The sequence below is a fragment of the Lactiplantibacillus sp. 3062 genome (assembly GCF_055413545.1).
The window spans coordinates 589,170-604,904 of sequence record NZ_JBVAYE010000002.1 but is presented as its reverse complement, the minus strand read 5'-3'; the positions used below and the strand labels follow the sequence as shown (position 1 = coordinate 604,904).

The 15,735-nt window shown below is 45.6% G+C and carries 14 protein-coding genes and 2 tRNA genes; 6 read left to right on the top strand and 10 right to left on the bottom strand.

The genetic code is table 11. The features are described 5' to 3' along the window. The first annotated feature begins 3 nt into the window (after positions 1–3). From ACWQAU_RS05865 to ACWQAU_RS05855, 3 genes are all read left to right on the top strand, one after another. Positions 4–771 (top strand): LytR/AlgR family response regulator transcription factor, encoded by a 768-nt coding sequence (locus ACWQAU_RS05865; protein WP_003645252.1) that lies wholly within the window; start codon positions 4–6, stop codon positions 769–771. Positions 772–938: 167 nt separating this feature from the next. Next, on the top strand, positions 939–1,277 hold the full coding sequence (locus tag ACWQAU_RS05860) for a membrane protein (RefSeq protein ID WP_003644251.1): 339 nt from the start codon (positions 939–941) through the stop codon (positions 1,275–1,277). Between the two features lie 210 nt (positions 1,278–1,487). Continuing rightward, complete coding sequence (locus ACWQAU_RS05855) at positions 1,488–1,859, top strand: hypothetical protein (protein ID WP_003643152.1); 372 nt, start codon at positions 1,488–1,490, stop codon at positions 1,857–1,859. A gap of 38 nt (positions 1,860–1,897) precedes the next feature. On the opposite strand, the gene ACWQAU_RS05850 is transcribed toward ACWQAU_RS05855, so the two are convergent. The 3 genes from ACWQAU_RS05850 to ACWQAU_RS05840 form a co-directional block, all read right to left on the bottom strand. Continuing rightward, a complete protein-coding gene (locus ACWQAU_RS05850; RefSeq protein ID WP_033608140.1) occupies positions 1,898–2,584 on the bottom strand; it encodes a CPBP family intramembrane glutamic endopeptidase in 687 nt (228 codons plus the stop codon). Between the two features lie 671 nt (positions 2,585–3,255). Then, positions 3,256–3,732 carry a MarR family winged helix-turn-helix transcriptional regulator gene (locus ACWQAU_RS05845; protein ID WP_162551026.1) on the bottom strand — a complete coding sequence of 159 codons (477 nt, stop codon included), beginning with the start codon at positions 3,730–3,732 and terminating at the stop codon, positions 3,256–3,258. 116 nt (positions 3,733–3,848) lie between these two features. Then, a complete protein-coding gene (locus ACWQAU_RS05840) occupies positions 3,849–4,361 on the bottom strand; it encodes a hypothetical protein (RefSeq protein WP_003643148.1) in 513 nt (170 codons plus the stop codon). A gap of 114 nt (positions 4,362–4,475) precedes the next feature. Between ACWQAU_RS05840 and ACWQAU_RS05835 the strand changes: the two genes are divergently transcribed. Then, positions 4,476–4,763, top strand: a complete 288-nt coding sequence (locus ACWQAU_RS05835; RefSeq protein WP_003643147.1) for a hypothetical protein — start codon at positions 4,476–4,478, stop codon at positions 4,761–4,763. 64 nt (positions 4,764–4,827) lie between these two features. Further along, positions 4,828–7,095, top strand: coding sequence for an ATP-binding cassette domain-containing protein (locus tag ACWQAU_RS05830; RefSeq protein ID WP_031275309.1), 2,268 nt, complete (start codon positions 4,828–4,830; stop codon positions 7,093–7,095). Between the two features lie 55 nt (positions 7,096–7,150). Here the strand turns inward: ACWQAU_RS05830 and ACWQAU_RS05825 are convergent. The 4 genes from ACWQAU_RS05825 to ACWQAU_RS05810 form a co-directional block, all read right to left on the bottom strand. Next, positions 7,151–7,223 (bottom strand) — tRNA-His (locus tag ACWQAU_RS05825). A gap of 388 nt (positions 7,224–7,611) precedes the next feature. Next, positions 7,612–7,695: transfer RNA gene (locus ACWQAU_RS05820), tRNA-Leu, on the bottom strand. Positions 7,696–7,944: 249 nt separating this feature from the next. Then, a complete protein-coding gene (locus ACWQAU_RS05815) occupies positions 7,945–8,370 on the bottom strand; it encodes a hypothetical protein (RefSeq protein ID WP_003643145.1) in 426 nt (141 codons plus the stop codon). A gap of 164 nt (positions 8,371–8,534) precedes the next feature. Continuing rightward, positions 8,535–9,548 carry a hypothetical protein gene (locus ACWQAU_RS05810; protein WP_003643143.1) on the bottom strand — a complete coding sequence of 338 codons (1,014 nt, stop codon included), beginning with the start codon at positions 9,546–9,548 and terminating at the stop codon, positions 8,535–8,537. Between the two features lie 105 nt (positions 9,549–9,653). On the opposite strand from ACWQAU_RS05810, the gene ACWQAU_RS05805 reads away from it, so the two are divergent. Beyond that, entirely contained in the window at positions 9,654–10,175 is a 522-nt protein-coding gene (locus ACWQAU_RS05805) for a GtrA family protein (RefSeq protein WP_003643142.1), read from the top strand. Between the two features lie 99 nt (positions 10,176–10,274). Here ACWQAU_RS05805 and ACWQAU_RS05800 read toward each other — a convergent pair whose 3' ends face one another. The 3 genes from ACWQAU_RS05800 to metE all read right to left on the bottom strand — a co-directional run bounded on the left by ACWQAU_RS05800 (position 10,275) and on the right by metE (position 14,883). Next, on the bottom strand, positions 10,275–10,634 hold the full coding sequence (locus ACWQAU_RS05800) for a YisL family protein (protein WP_003645248.1): 360 nt from the start codon (positions 10,632–10,634) through the stop codon (positions 10,275–10,277). A gap of 72 nt (positions 10,635–10,706) precedes the next feature. Then, the gene (locus ACWQAU_RS05795) at positions 10,707–12,563 is read right to left on the bottom strand and encodes a bifunctional homocysteine S-methyltransferase/methylenetetrahydrofolate reductase (RefSeq protein ID WP_021356308.1); all 1,857 of its coding nucleotides are present in this window, start codon (positions 12,561–12,563) and stop codon (positions 10,707–10,709) included. Positions 12,564–12,576: 13 nt separating this feature from the next. After that, positions 12,577–14,883: a 5-methyltetrahydropteroyltriglutamate--homocysteine S-methyltransferase gene (metE, locus tag ACWQAU_RS05790; protein WP_027822074.1), complete on the bottom strand. Its 2,307-nt coding sequence runs from the start codon at positions 14,881–14,883 to the stop codon at positions 12,577–12,579. Between the last annotated feature and the right edge of the window lie 852 nt (positions 14,884–15,735).

The window sequence follows — 15,735 nt, the reverse complement described above, 5'->3', positions numbered from 1 at the left end:
AGCGTGTTAAAGACCTTTGTTGTGGAAGACGATCCTGAACAATTAGCAACCTTAAAGCAAATCATTAAGAATCATATTATGATTAATGATTTTGATATGGAACTGACCTTAGCAACCGGACAAGCACAAACGTTGTTGGACTATGTCGAGACCAATTCCGATCTTGAGGGACTCTACTTTTTAGATATTGAATATCCTGGGCAAGACTTAAATGGCCTAGCACTGGCGACTCGAATTCGCGAGGCGGATGTTAATGCGCGGATTGTCTTCGTGTCGACCCATTCTGAAATGGCCTTTTTGACCTTTGAACGACGAATCGAACCACTGGACTTTATTGTGAAAGATTTGGGTCAAGAAACGGTCAAAGCCAAAGTGGAGACAGATATTCGGGTTGCTTATGAACGTTATACCAAGCAAGCAGTCACCAGCAAGGCCATGTTTTCTTACTCTAAGGGTGGTCAGCTCTTCAATGTTCCATTAGATCAGGTGTTATTTATCGAGACTGGAGCAGTTCGTAATAAGCTGGTTCTCCATTTAACAGATCGAATTGTTCAATACAATGGTAAGATTAGTGATGAAACCGTGGCCCACCCAGAGTTATTCCGGGTTCATAAGAGTTTCTTGGTGAACCCGCAAATGCTAGTACGAATTGATAAGCAACATCAGCTTGGCTACTTTGAAAATGGCGAGTCGGTCGATATTGCGATTCGTAAAATGCATGATTTAATCGCATTAATCAAGCGTTCCGAACTGGCAGTCACGTTTAGCTAGCTTCGCTTAAGACTCTAATGTAACAAAATCGTTAATCAAAAGTGAATTTTAATGACGTTGGTGCAGGCTATTATGAGCTTTGCACCTTTTTTGGCTTTTTAGATTAATTTGCATGTATGCTTAGACTATTAAATGCCAGCTGTGGGAGCTGGTCTGGAGGTGGCGTCATGAAGCAGTTCTGGTCACTAATCTTAATGATTTTGGCCGGTTGTTTGTTAATATTTGGTTCGGAATACAGCTTGCAAGGTGATTATCATCGACGAATTCATCGGCTCACTGTGTCAAAGGTGGTTTACCATCAAAATGCTACCTCTGCAACAATCAGTGGCCGTACCAAGCACGGTGTCATTGTCACCTTAAAGAGTGGGAAACATGTCCGTCAGGTTATTTCGAATAAGCAGAGTGGTCAATTCTATGTTAAAATGCCAGTTCATAAGCGAATTACAATTAAAGTCGTGGGGCTAAAAGCCAAAGTACTAACAGTACCAACCGGGACAAAGAGTTAGATGGGTGAGCGGGCAAGTTGCCGGCTCTTTTTTGATGGTTAATGACTAGGACAGCGTGCCATATAAAAGCTACGGTGAACTACTCGAATTTATTTAGTTGTTAGTCGCGTTACGGGGTTGCTAAAAAATCATTAAGCTTCTAGTTTTGCGCTAGGCGCATTGTTGATTTTAGCGTACAGTAACAATGACAAGAAAAGGAGTCGTGGCTGTATGTTAGTGGTTGGCATTATTTTGGTGATTGGAATCATCGGGACACTGGTTTTACGATTTCAATTTCACTTTCGCCTCGCGATGGGCACCATTACCGAGACGGCGTTTGCCTGCTCATTGTTGAATATCGGGGTATTTTTGTTGTTTATTTTATTGGGTCAGTTAACGGGACCAATCCTGCTATCAGAATGGGCCTACTTGCCGATTTATCGGTTGTTACAAGGAGGTTTGATTCCCGTTATTGGCATTGGCTTGGCAATTCTGGGAATGGTGCGTGAGAAAGGCCTGATGAATTGGTGGCTATTACATTTTAATGTGCTATTTTTGATTTTTGACGTGTTATTAGTCTGGCAGGGGAGTTATAAAAGTTAGGGTGGCCAGTGCCGTGACGAAGTTGTGCGTGAAGGTCGTCAATGCAGTAACATGATGGTAATTGCTAGGCTATTGATCACAAAGTGGAGCGCAATGGCCGCGCGAATTTTACGGGTCAGCCGATAAACAATAGCTAGCACGAGTCCCATGGTGACGTATATGAGGAAGCTCGGTAAGGTTGAACTACTGTGGAGGCTACCGAAAACAATCCCGCTGAGCCCGACCTTGAGCCATTCTTGTTGAAAGAAAAGGTTAGTCAGAACGCCACGAAAAATTAACTCTTCAACAATTGGAGTCAAAAAAACGGCGCTCAACGCCATAAGCCAAAGCGACAGAGGACTGCCGGCCATTAAATTTTTAATGGCGGCGTTATTTTGTGTTTGATTCTGGTGATACAGAAGCTGGTTTATAAATTGAAAGCCGCCCTCAAAAATTAAGATGGTGAGATAGGCCATTCCAATAATTTGCCAGTCATGGTGTTGTAAGTTTTCTGATTGATAGTTGCCGGTATAGTGCCGCATTAGGGCGGTTGCCGCCAGTGCTAGGATCACAAAAATTAACAGATAGACACCTGCCAAGGTGATCTGCCAGGCTGTGAGCTGATGCTGGCGATATAATTGGTTAATTAATTTAAGTAACATTGGTGGGATCACGACCCCAACAATTAGGCCAGCAGTGAGCAACACGCGTCCGAGCCACCCCAAGCCGCGGTCAATAATTTCCATCGGACTTCACCTCCCATGGTTGATTTTACCGCAGTGTTCAGGTTTCGACACGGATTTGCAAATCTGAGAAAGGCATCGATGCCAGGCACAAGCGGATGATATTAATCTGGTTGAATGCTAAAAATATAATAATTGTAGAAATAATGGTTGATGCTCTATAAAAATAAAGAATAAAAAAGCATAATTCGGACAAATCTTCACACTTTCTTCACAATTATGTAATAGTATATACTTGTACCTAATAGTTATACACTTGTTCATTTTACTCCCCCAAAGTGGATGGACGAGCAAGTACAATCCCCCATATTGTACTTAAACCTAACTCTTTGGCCCTACTGCTACTAAGCGGTAGAGTCATTTTTTTGTTGCACGTCCCCAAAGTCACCGAATACAGTACCTGCAAAAAATCGTCCCTTAATACATACTTAAATTATTTTTAGCGGTCTAAACTATCAAATTCAACTGGGTTTTATCATTTGATTTATTTTTTGCGGAATTAATGTGGCTGCAAACACCCATAATTATTTGATTGGTGCTAGCTAACGATTGTTCATATTAGCCTTGAACGGGCTAGTCTCAAAACAAAGTGACGCTAGTGTCAAAAATCAATTGGTTTAATCGCAACAAAAAAGGCCGAGGTTAGAAAAACCTCGACCTAGTTAAGCAGTCAGTTAGAATGCTTCACCAGAATAGTCGACCTTTTTAGGATCGGCATTTTTGATGTGTTCGGAAGCAAAGTTAACCGTTTCGCGAATCTGGTTATAGGTTGCTTCATCTAAACCAAGTAAATCCATGCAAGAATTAACGTGGGCAAAAATCTCTGGTTTAGCATCGATGGCTTTTTGCGACAACGAGATGTTGACTTGGCGTTCATCGTCCGTATCGCGCTTGCGTTCGACCCAGCCTTGGGTTTGCATCCGTTTCAATAACGGGGTCAGAGTCCCGCTATCAAGGTTAACGTGTGAACCAAGTTCCCGGACCGTCATCGGACTCTTTTCCCAGAGTGCCAATAAAGTGATGTACTGCGGATAAATCAGCTTGAAAGGTGCTAAAGCTTCGGAATAAAAATGATTATATCGTTTGCTGGCGGTGTAGAGCGCAAAACAGAGCTGTTCGTCGAGCAAAATGTTTTTTGTTGGGGTTGCCATCAAACCGCCTCCTTTACTATCTATTTTAGTACATTGTACGCAATTAATTCGCCAAATGCAATTAATATTGCGCAAATACATTGTTTTCGAATGATTTATTTATAAAAGCGGGTTAATTAATTGACCTGTTGGCGTTGTTGGGACTTAATGCATGTCAGGAATAACTGGGCCATGGCCTGCTGATTGATGGCAAGTTGATGGTTGTCCGTGAACGCATAAAGTGGAACTTGTGCTGGCAATGTTTTGGCCGCGTGATCACCAACTGGAATCAGGCAGGCGATTTTTGTTTTGTCATGTACAAATTCATGAGCGTCACGTGGGGCGGCCTTAATCGTCAGTGATGCCAATACGTGATAACCGGTCGGCATCATGTGTTGTGCATGTTTGACATGCACCCCGTGTAGTCGGGAACGTAACTGGAACCCAGACGTGGTGGTCAACTGTAACGCTTGCTTTAATTCCAATAAATAAGTTTGTTGATTATCAATATTTTTCAACCGGATCTTGAAGTGTCCGAATGGAATGGCGCGATCCTGATGTTGGACGGCTAAGGCGTGTTGTTCGACCCGCATTTTATCCTTAACGGGCTCAAAGGTATATTGTTGTAAAAGTTGTGTTGCTGTTTTCAAACTATCACTCCCTACGATTAATTTAGTCCTTTAAAAACTTGTGGTCAAATAATTGGTTACGTTTGCGAGTGACGTCGTTTTCAAGTAAAATTAAAGTGATAGGGGGTTGGAAAAATGTTTATGACAACTGGTGATTTACAGCGCTCCCATATGATTAAGGGCGTCGTCTCCGTCACAAAACACCTGATGTTTGAATCTGATGGTGTTGATCAGTTTGAACGGTTTGACGATTTAATCGAGCAAGTCAAGCCACTACTGCTACAAAAGGCAGAGGATCAAGGTGGCGACGGGTTAATTTATGTGAACTTCAATACTGAAGTCGCTCAGATGAGTGTTGCACCACGGTTTTTGATCGTAACCGGCTATGGGACGGTCGTCAAGCTCGTTGATGAATCAGTCTGATACTTAGGATCTGAATTTTCAGGTCCTTTTTTGATAGCAAACAAGTGATAGAAAGGAAGGTTTGATGACCAGTTATTCATTTCCACATGGCGCCATTGACGTATACGACGCTACCCAAAACAATTTAAAGCACGTTAGTCTTCGCGTTCCTAAATATGCAACCACGGTGTTCGTGGGCTTGTCAGGTTCCGGTAAGTCGTCACTCGTTTTTGATACGATTGCAGCGGCGTCACGGCGCGAACTGAATGAAACGTTTCCCAGTTTTACGCAACAATATTTACCGAAGTATGGTCAACCACACGTCGGGCATATCGAGCACTTGCCCGTTGCGATTGTGATTGCTCAACAACGCCTCGGCAAGAATGCGCGTTCAACCTTGGCAACCTATACTGGGATTTATTCGTTACTGCGGCTCTTGTTTTCACGGGTTGGGGAACCGTTTATCGGGTATTCGGACAGTTTTTCGTTTAACTTACCCCAAGGCATGTGCCCAACCTGCCAAGGTTTAGGTTATGTTGACGATATTGATGAGCAGCAATTGATTGATCCTGAGAAATCATTAAATGAGGGGGCCATCACGTTTGTGAGTTTTGCACCGGATACGTGGCGTTGGCGCCGTTATGCGACGAGTGGTTTGTTTGACAATGATAAACCCATCAAGGATTATAGTGCTGCGGAATACGATTTACTGATGCACGCACCGCAACAGAAATTAGCCCATCCTGGAGAAGGTTTTCCTAGAACGGCCCTGTATGAAGGTGTTGTTCCGCGGATCAAGCGCTCGATTATTGGTAAGAAGGAAGCTGAACACCATCGCGATGCGATTGCGGCGATCGTCACGCGCAAACCGTGCCCAACGTGTGATGGCACACGACTCAAACCGGTCGTGTTGACCAATCATATTAACGGAGTCAACATTGCTCAGGTGACGGCTATGGATTTAAAGCATGTTCTGGCATTTTTACAAGCGATTGATGCGCCGTTAGCCCAAGATATTGTGCGGGAGCTGACGACCAAGATCCAATCGTTGGTCGATATTGGCCTGGGCTATCTGACATTGGATCGTGGGACCAGTTCTTTATCTGGTGGTGAAGCGCAACGGATTAAGATTGCCAAATACTTGACCAGCGCCTTAGTAGATATGGTCTACATTTTGGACGAGCCAAGCGTTGGGCTGCACCCACATGATATTCAGTTAATCAAGCAAGCGTTAACGAAGCTGAAGGATAAGGGTAACACAATTCTGATTGTTGAACACAATCCAGCCATGTTTACGTTAGCCGACTATGTTGTCGAGATGGGGCCTGCAGCTGGTCGCACTGGTGGAAACGTGACCTTTACCGGGACTTATGACGAGTTACTGGCTTCTGATACGTTGACGGGCCGGTGGTTGCGACAACCGCATAAATGGGGTCAAGAACGACCAGTCCAGGCCCACTTGGCATTACACCATATTAATGAAAATAACCTGCACGATGTCAGTGTCGACATGCCCCTCGGTGTGATGACGGTCGTCTCGGGGGTGGCCGGTTCAGGGAAGAGTTCGCTGGTTACCGCGCTAAAACGGCAATTAAAGACGGCTTATATTGATTTAGCCCAGACACCAGTGGGCCTGAATATTCGCTCAACACCGGCGACTTACTTAGGAGTGCTCGACCAAATCCGACAACTATTCGCGAAAGCCAATGGCGTGGCAACTAGTTGGTTCAGCTATAATGGTAAGGGTGCTTGTCCGCGGTGTAAGGGTAAAGGCGTGACCATCACGAATATGGCCTTTATGGATCCCGTTGTGCAGACATGTGAATTGTGTCATGGGCTGCGGTATAATGAAACGGCGCTCAGCTATGCTTACCAGGGTAAGACGATTGCCGACGTGCTCCAGATGTCAGTCACAGCGGCGTTAGCTTTTTTTGCCACGATGGACAAAGTGGCTCAGCCATTGAAGAATTTAGACCGGGTCGGTTTGGGTTACCTAACATTGGCGCAACCGCTCACCACTTTGTCGGGTGGTGAACTGCAACGGTTGAAGCTGGCGGTTGAGCTAGGCAAGCAGGGAACGGTGTACTTGTTAGATGAACCGACTGCCGGTCTGCATTTGCAAGACACACAACGCTTATTAAAATTATTCGATGCCTTAGTGGCCGCTGGTAACTCGTTGATTATTATCGAACATAATCTGGCGGTAATTAGCCAGGCCGATTGGTTGATCGATGTGGGGCCGGATGCTGGTCAGTATGGCGGCCGAATTCAGTATAGCGGAACCCCACGAGCAGCAGTTGACGTGCCCACTTCACGCACTGGAGCCGCTTTGAAGGCTTGGCTGACGGCGTGATTAGAAAATTTGATTAAATAAAAAGCACGTGCAATTGCACGTGCTTTTTTAGAAGGGCGGTAGGTGGGAATCGAACCCACGCGTGCCGGAGCCACAATCCGGTGCGTTAACCACTTCGCCACTACCGCCATCACGTTAACTTTTCGTCAACATATCTAGTATACACTAAAATCGTGGGTTGCATAGGACTTTTTGTGGATTTTCAGAAATTAATCGCCTCAGTTTCTGAAGTGTTGGTGAAGGTTCTACTGTGACCAACAATTACTTAACCGTTAGTAAAAGGCCATAGTTCCCCTAACAATGGGAGCTACGGCCCGTTTGCCGTGGTTAGTGTGTCTAACGGATAGGTGAGGTGGATCAGCACTTATCGGTTGAGCAAAATTATTATGAATTCATCCTTATTGAAGAAATGCGTAAAAATCTTTGCAAAGGCACTACTTTGTTAAAATTCACAAAATAAAAGAGCCCAGTAAATAAGTGTTTACCGTGGCTCTTTTATTGCTCATAGACTAATTATGCCCCAGGCAGGATTCGAACCTGTACATTGTTTCCAATACAGCGACCTGAACGCTGCGCGTCTGCCAGTTCCGCCACTGGGGCAGTTGCTTTAACAACAATATCCATTATAGCGAAAAGTAACAAAAAAATAAACCTTTTTCTATATTTATGCAGTTGATATTAATTGTAATTGTAAATTGGTTGCTTAGTTACTGGGGCTGGCCTTAATTAGCATGGAATAACTGTACGCCGAAATACTGAAATTACTACCGGCAAAAAATGCATCCAAAAAGTCACCCATCCCAGCAGGTTCAACGACACTGCTTGAATGGGTGACAACTTGTCTGTTTATTAATTTGCTTGTTTGGTCGTGATACTACCATCTAAATAAACAAAGTAACTATTCAGATAATGCCCCCGGCCGCCATTAGCCGTTTTCTGATAAGCATCGACCTGATAATAGTGGTGGCCGTGTGCATCTTGATTGGCAGTTGGTACGACACCAAAGGTTTGTTGCTTGGGATCGTTGAGCACTTGCCCGACGGCGGCCACTGCACTAGTTGCGCTAGTGATATGGTCGTCAGCAGCTTGATAATGGTCACCAGATTGCTTCTTAGCACTAGCATCAGCCGCCGCATTGGCACGACTAGTTTGCTCCGCGCGGTTAGCGGCTGCAACTGAGTTCGCTTGCTTAGTGGAAATACTTGGCTCAGCTTGGGAAGTGCAGCCCGTTAAAAGGAATAGGGCGCAGAAACTGATTAAAATTGCCCGGGTCACGTTCGGACCTCCTTATTTCGTTTGTTCTTGGGACAAGCTCGGATAAGGGGCTTGTCGGATGATGTTCGAATCAACGATGGTCATCACACCGATTGACAGAAGTAACAGGATCACTAAGATTAATTTTTTCATTAAAATAACCTCACTTGATAACGGTGATTGACCTATTTCCAGTTAGGGACCCAAATGACGCGGTCGATTTGTTCAGGAATGACCGTAATCTTGGACCCAGTCTGTGGCCCAGCTTGGACGTCGATCACATATGAGATCGGACCAGCATCAACTTCAACAATTGAGCCACGTTGACCGTCGACGGTGTCGACTAAACTATACAATGGAATCTCATCATTGCTGATTTCCATTTCATATAAGGTGAATTGGAGGAAGTAGGACTTTTTACCGGTCTTGATTTTTAAGGGGGTGTCAATGGCACCGTAATCGGGAAGGGCCCGATTTTGAGCGTTGGGATCATTCAGGTACTGCATTTCATCGACAGCATCGATCGCCATCTTCCATTCACCACCAGTTAAATTAGTTTTGGAGGAGAGGGTCATGACCGAGTTAGCGTAAATGTCGATCACGTTGAAGGCTTCGTCGACCTGCTTTTTCGGCAGATAGCCGATGGTATAGCCATGCTCCGCAACTTTTAGTTCAACCCGTACGGATCGCTCAGCACCATCAACTTCTTCAACTAACTGAATTTCACCGATGTTAGCGTTAGCGTCGACACGGTACTTCTTGGCATAGAGATAATCTGCTTTCAGACCAGAATCATTATAGCCACCATAAGGTTTAAAGTAACCTCGGGCACTCGCATCGGCCAGCGCGGCTTCGAATTCTTTTTGGTAGTAATCTAAACCAATGACGTATGAGCGGAAAATTGCACGCGAATTAGCGTTGATCCGGCGCGTCTGAGGAACCGCCACCGGATGGGGAACGGCTTGATTCAAGCGATTCCGAAAACCGTTATTTTGAGTCTGCAACTTGGTAATTTGACGGTCTTGTTCCTGATTGGTCAAAGTTTGATGAACGAGGCGCTGCCGAATTGATTTAAGCAACGCGGCCTGTTTATCCGCCGCCTGATTGACATGGTGGAGATGGACTAACACCGCAATTAAGATAATGATTAAAATTAGACAGGCTAAGATCAGCCCGGCAATAAATAAATAAGTTCTCATAAATAATTCACTCCAAAAAGAATTGCAGATTAGTTTAAGTATAAGCGACCAGCCCACTAAGCGCCAATTTAACGGCTGAGCTTGTCAGGGGGCCGATAACAAGGTATGATATTGCTATTGTATAATATTTTTGAGCTAGAAGAAACGGTGGCGAACGGCGTGCAGTGGTTGATTAAAATCTACCATCAATATCAATATTTTTGGAAATACGCACTGTTTGGCTTTATGGCCGCGCTGGTGAACGTCTTGGTATTCTGGGTGCTACACTCAGTCTTGGCGGAACACTATTTATTTTCCAACACAATCGCATGGGTGCTAGCAACTTTGTTTAGTTTTTTTACCAACAAAGCGGTGGTCTTTCAGTCCAAATCGCAGGACTTTTGGCACTGGTGTCGCGAGTTCATTAGTTTCATGTTGACACGAGGCTTATCATATTTTTTCGATACTTTCCTCATGTTCGTCGGCATTTCGTTGTTGTTCTGGGCACCCCTACTTGTTAAAATCATCGACCAGGTTCTCGTGGGACTCTTTAACTATGGGACGTCGCGGCTGATTTTTATGGAAAGCAACCAGAAAATGCGAATGCGCCAGCAAATCATGAAACGTTTGAGTGATCGTAACAATTAATTGGCATCAGGCAAGCAAGTCGTCCCCTAACGGACGACTTGTTTTTTTTGATAGCATCACTTTGGATCGTTAGGCAGTAATTTCAACGACATTGATGGTTTAAATCAAGTTTCCCGTCAATTGCCAGTGCAAGCCGATGCCACAAATAATCGTTAGTAAGGTGCCGCAGACGAGTAGGGTGACAAGTCCAGAGTTCAAATGACTTTCCTGCTTGCGGGCAAAGGCCACTTCAATGAGGCCAATCGTGCCAAGACCGAGTATCACTTTTAGCAAGGTCAACCACCAGTTGCCTGATAAGGTTCTGATTGCCAAGGCCACCCCAGTGATGATAATTAGCAGGTACCCGATGCGACTAAGAATCAAAAAGCGATTGGCTGATTTGACTGAGTGACGACTGAGACCAATCGCAACCGTCAGCATGAGCCATAGCCAACCAATAATGTGCCCTAATAAGTACATGACAAAACCGCCTCCACATTTACAATTCATGTCTAATTTTAGCATGAAAGTAGGTGTTGGCGGCGGTTTCTTTTATTGTACTTTAATTAAGTTTTTCTGTTGGATGTAATCGACTAATTCAATGACCGTTTTAAAGCGGTTAAACGGTGTGACGATGTGAACGCCGTTGAAGCGCGCACAGATACCATCAATCAATTCCTTGGCAATAGCAATGCCCACTGCCCGTTCGTTTCCGGTCTGTTCGGCTTCTGCCATGCGTGTCAAGATAGGTTCTGGAATCCGAATGCCATGGACTTCATGGTGTAGGAATTCAGCATTACGCCGTGAGACGAGTGGCATAACACCAACGAACACTGGCACATTCACGTGATTAGCCGCTAGAGCATCCGCCAAAGCGTCAACGTTTGCAAGATCATACACGGGTTGGGTGATAATGTAGTCACAACCATAACTTAACTTCCGACTGATTGACTTGGTCGATATGGAAGTGCGATAAGCGTTAGGATTAAAGGCGCCTGCGACCCGAAAGTCACTGGCTTCTTTAAGCGACTTACCCGTTGGTCCGATGCCGCTATTGAATTGCTTGATCAACTTCATCAGTTCAACGGAGCGCACATCGCTGACCGAAGTGGCTCCCGGAAAATCACCGAGTTTGGCCGGATCGCCAGTGATAGCTAAGATGTCCTCAATACCCAGGCTGTGTAGACCCATGATCTCTGATTGTAAGCCGATTAGATTGTGGTCGCGGGTCGTCAAGTGCACGATCGGCGTGATGCCGTAGTTCAACTTGAGCTGCGCCGCAATCGTCGTATTAGCAATCCGGACCGTTGCTAACGAATTGTCAGACAGTGTAATGCCATCGACACCAGCGGCTTTTAATCGTTCAGCACCCCGGAAAAATTTAGTCGTATCAAAATCGCGGGGTGGATCGAGTTCGACTAACGCCGTTTTTTGGGTCGCAACTTTTTGCAGAAACCGGTGCTGACTCTTTGTCGTGACGAGCGTTGGTGGCTGTGGTTTTGTAGCCGGCTGGTCATGAGCAACGATGCTGCGATTGCTTAGACCGCGGACGGTTGCGCTGGTATGCAAAGGTGTGGTCCCACAACAACCACCAATAATGTTCAGACCGAGCTGACGAAAGCGTTCGGCATATTCTTCGAAATAGCTTGGTTCACCATCGTAGACCACCGCACCGTCCTGATCAGTGCCAGGCAAGCCAGCGTTTGGGTAAACGGCTAGTTTGACGTTAGCTGGAATCGCCAAGTTTTCAAATGACTGAGCTAAATAGTAAGGTCCCAGGCGACAGTTCGTGCCGATTACGTCGGCGCCGGCAGCGTTGAGTTGGACGATGGCATCAGTGAAGCTCGTACCGTTTCGTAAGACGCCGGGGGCTAACATTGAAACATTCGTGATGACGGGCAAGTCAGTATGGGCCTTCACGATTTTTAACGCGGCGAGTAGTTCTGGCAAATCATAATATGTTTCGAGCAAGATGCCATCTAACTGGTTGGTGGCTAGAAGGGCGGTAAGTTGTTCAGTCACGTTGGCAGCAATCGTTGCTGGTGTCGCCCGTTGAACAGTTGCATCGGTATCGCCGGCTAGTCCACCGATCGTTCCCAGAATGTAAACGGGGTGATCCGCGTGTTCCCGTGCGGTCGCTGCAATTTTCACAGCGGCCTGATTGATGGTGGTGACTTGGTCTTGTAAATCATACCGGGTCAACTTTAGGCGGTTCGCAGCGTAGGTGTTGGTTTGAATAATATCGGCACCAGCCCGAATGTACGATCGGTGAACGCGTAAAATCGTGTCGGGATGCGTCAAATTCAGGTTTTCAAAAGCCGAATTGATGCCATAATTACCATATAAAAGGGTGCCCATTGCGCCATCGGCAACGAGGACCCGTTGCTGGAGTGCTTGTTTAAACTTCATTCAAGCCACCTCCTTAGTGGATGCTAGTGGTCAGTTGGGCCTGGATTGCGTTGCGCGCAGCAATCATGTTCTTTAAGGCTGCTAGGGTTTCTGATTCTTGCCGGGTTTTGAGACCACAGTCAGGATTGATCCAGAATTGCCGGGCGTCGATAACGCGTAATGCGCGTTGGATGTTGGCTTCAATTTCCGCAACACTCGGTACGCGTGGACTGTGAATGTCATAGACCCCCAGACCGATTTCTTGATCGTACCCGGTTTGTTCAAAAGCACTGATAATCTCCCCATGGCTACGGGACGTTTCAATCGAAATGACATCTGCGTCAAGGGCTTTGATGGTATCGATGATATCGGCAAAGTTAGAGTAGCACATATGGGTATGAATCTGAGTGTCGTTTTGCACGCCGGTCGTGGTGATCTTAAATGAGTACACTGCTTCATCCAAATAGGTTTGCCAATGGCGCTGCTTGAGTGGCAAACCTTCCCTAAGTGCTGGTTCATCAACTTGAATAATCTTAATACCAGCTTTTTCCAAGTTTTGAACTTCTTGCCGGAGGGCCAAAGCAATCTGATTTTGAACCTGCGCCCTAGGGATATCGTCGCGAACAAAACTCCAGTTGATAATGGTCAGTGGTGCTGTCAACATGCCTTTAACCGGCTGGTCGGTTAGACTTTGCGCGTAAACGGACTCAGCAACGGTGATTGGTTCCGTGTAAGCGACATCCCCAAAGATAACGGGTGGCCGGACGCCTCGTGAACCGTATGATTGGACCCAACCATTTTGGGTCGCATAGAAGCCAGTCAGTTTTTGACCAAAGTATTCGACCATGTCAGTGCGTTCAAATTCACCGTGAACCAGGACGTCGAGGCCGAGGTCTTCTTGCAGCTTGATCCATCGTTTGGTTTCAGCATGCAGGAATGCCTGGTAATCGGCATCGGTTAAATTACCCTTGCGCCATGCTGCTCGTTTTGCTCGGACTTGCGCACTTTGCGGAAAGCTCCCAATCGTTGTTGTTGGCAGGAGGGGTAGGTGTAACCGGTCGTGTTGTAACTTAATCCGGGTCGAAAATGGTGCCTGGCGTTCGAATTTTTGATTACTCAGTTGCGCTTCAGCGGCGCGAACCGACTGGTTGTTGCGGTGACTGGACTGGTTGAGGGCAGTCAAGTTGGCCTGATTATGGTCGAACACTGCTTGAACAGCGGCAACCCCCTGATTGGCTGCCACGGTTAAGGTATGCAGTTCTGCCAATTTCTGGTCCGCAAAGGCCAGGCCGCCCAGTAAGACGGGGTCAGCCTTGGTTTCATTTTTGGTGGTAATGGGAACGTGTAATAATGAGTTGGCGGGTTGGAGCCATAACTGATCATCGGTCATGATTTGCCGTAACTGCTGAATTAATGCAAGTTTTACTTGTAGATCACTAGCCCAGACGTTATGTCCATCAATAATGCCAGCTGCGAGAATTTTGTCGGTTGGGAAGCCGTGGTCGACCAAGTGCGCCAGGTTTTCACCATGGTCGTGTACTAGGTCCAGTCCAAGTGCTTGGATTGGCCAGGTCACGATTTGGTCGTACTGATCAAGGCTGTCAAAATAAGTTTGGAGTTCGATTTTTAAGGATGGGACAGCCGCATGCAAATGTTCAAGTGCAGTTTGATAAGGTGCGAGTTCCGCAACCGTCGTTGTTTTGACTAGGGTCGGTTCATCCAATTGAATCCATTTTGCGCCAGCTGTCGCTAATTCTTCAAACACTTGTTGGTAAAGCGGTAATAACTGCGGTAATAGTTCGTTGACGGCGGCGTCATCCAAGTACTGTCCGTGACGTTTACCCAGTTTAAGGAAAGAGATGGGACCCAGAATGACTGGTTTACCATCAATGCCTAGTTCTTGCTTAGCTTCTTGGTAGTAGCGTAGCCAGCGATTATCTAATAACTTAAAGGACACGTCATCGAATTCAGGAACAATGTAGTGATAGTTGATATTGAACCACTTTGTCATTTCGGCCGCCACGGCGGTATCAGTTCCACGGGCAATTGCATAGTAGTCGGGCAAGTCCAACTGGTGATCGAAGTGACCAAAGCGACTTGGAATCGCGTTGAATGCGACTAGTGTATCTAAAACGTGATCGTAATCCGAATTGTCTGCGACCGGAATATAGTCCACTCCCAAGTCGCGTTGCTTTTTCAAGTTAGCTAGGCGTAATTTTTTAGCAGTGGCGTGAAAGGTCACGTTGTCTAATTGTCCTTTCCAAAAGTGTTCCAATAAGTGCTTCCATTCACGATGTTCACCTAAACGTGGATACCCCAAGTTACTATTAATAATTGTCATTAAAACCCACTCCTTATATTTAGCAAATTATTTTAAACGAAAAAACGGCAACCTCATCCTGATTAAAGGACGAAGTTGCCGTTCGCGGTACCACCTTAATTTGTCAACACCTCACGATATTGGCCTCAATCCGTACGTTTCATACGGAAGCTTATTAACAGTAGCTAACTGTCATCACCTGGCAAAAGCTCAGTGGTGCCGTTTGGAGGCCATTTTTCATCAATCGTCTTCCGGTTTGGTTTGCACTATTCCAAACTCACTGCACGGGTAGCGATGATTACTTTCCTCTTCAGGACGTTTACATGTTTTATGATTGATTAGAAAATACCACCAATTTCTAATTTAGTCAAATTATTTTTTAATCTTTTGGACATATTCAAAGCGTAATGTGACGCACACGCTATTTGGAGCCAGGCAAGTAGGAAACGTAGTGTGAACAGCCACTAGTCTTTGCCAGCAACCGTTGTCGGATTTCGACCACTTGAGCTGGTGAATAGGGTTGAAACGCAGCTCCCACATGGTTGGGTTGACATTTTAGGTCTTCATAACAGGGGCGTTGCGCTAAGCATTCAATTAAGGATTAAGTTGGTTAAGGGTGCTGACGATATTGAGTGAAATCAGGTGCTTTGGTAATCAATGCACTGGTATAAAGGGATTTTAATAGTCCTAAAATTTGAATATTTCTTCGAAACTGTGGGGGAATGTCCTAATCTACACCCAGCAGATTACCGGGTGCGTACTTGCTAAAAGCACTAAATTTCATGAAATCATCATATTTTTTTCGAGTTAAGGGTACTTATTTTCACAATTAACTTGCTAGTATATTTGGTGAGCCCACTAGCGAAGTACCAA

What these genes read in the sequence shown, in the direction of transcription:
- ACWQAU_RS05860 (WP_003644251.1), top strand. Translation starts at nt 939, where the DNA reads ATGAAGCAGTTCTGGTCACTAATCTTAATGATTTTGGCCGGTTGTTTG.
- ACWQAU_RS05855 (WP_003643152.1), top strand. Translation starts at nt 1,488, where the DNA reads ATGTTAGTGGTTGGCATTATTTTGGTGATTGGAATCATCGGGACACTG.
- ACWQAU_RS05850 (WP_033608140.1), bottom strand. Translation starts at nt 2,584, where the DNA reads ATGGAAATTATTGACCGCGGCTTGGGGTGGCTCGGACGCGTGTTGCTC.
- ACWQAU_RS05845 (WP_162551026.1), bottom strand. Translation starts at nt 3,732, where the DNA reads ATGGCAACCCCAACAAAAAACATTTTGCTCGACGAACAGCTCTGTTTT.
- ACWQAU_RS05835 (WP_003643147.1), top strand. Translation starts at nt 4,476, where the DNA reads ATGTTTATGACAACTGGTGATTTACAGCGCTCCCATATGATTAAGGGC.
- ACWQAU_RS05830 (WP_031275309.1), top strand. Translation starts at nt 4,828, where the DNA reads ATGACCAGTTATTCATTTCCACATGGCGCCATTGACGTATACGACGCT.
- ACWQAU_RS05810 (WP_003643143.1), bottom strand. Translation starts at nt 9,548, where the DNA reads ATGAGAACTTATTTATTTATTGCCGGGCTGATCTTAGCCTGTCTAATT.
- ACWQAU_RS05805 (WP_003643142.1), top strand. Translation starts at nt 9,654, where the DNA reads ATGATATTGCTATTGTATAATATTTTTGAGCTAGAAGAAACGGTGGCG.
- ACWQAU_RS05800 (WP_003645248.1), bottom strand. Translation starts at nt 10,634, where the DNA reads ATGTACTTATTAGGGCACATTATTGGTTGGCTATGGCTCATGCTGACG.
- ACWQAU_RS05795 (WP_021356308.1), bottom strand. Translation starts at nt 12,563, where the DNA reads ATGAAGTTTAAACAAGCACTCCAGCAACGGGTCCTCGTTGCCGATGGC.
- metE (WP_027822074.1), bottom strand. Translation starts at nt 14,883, where the DNA reads ATGACAATTATTAATAGTAACTTGGGGTATCCACGTTTAGGTGAACAT.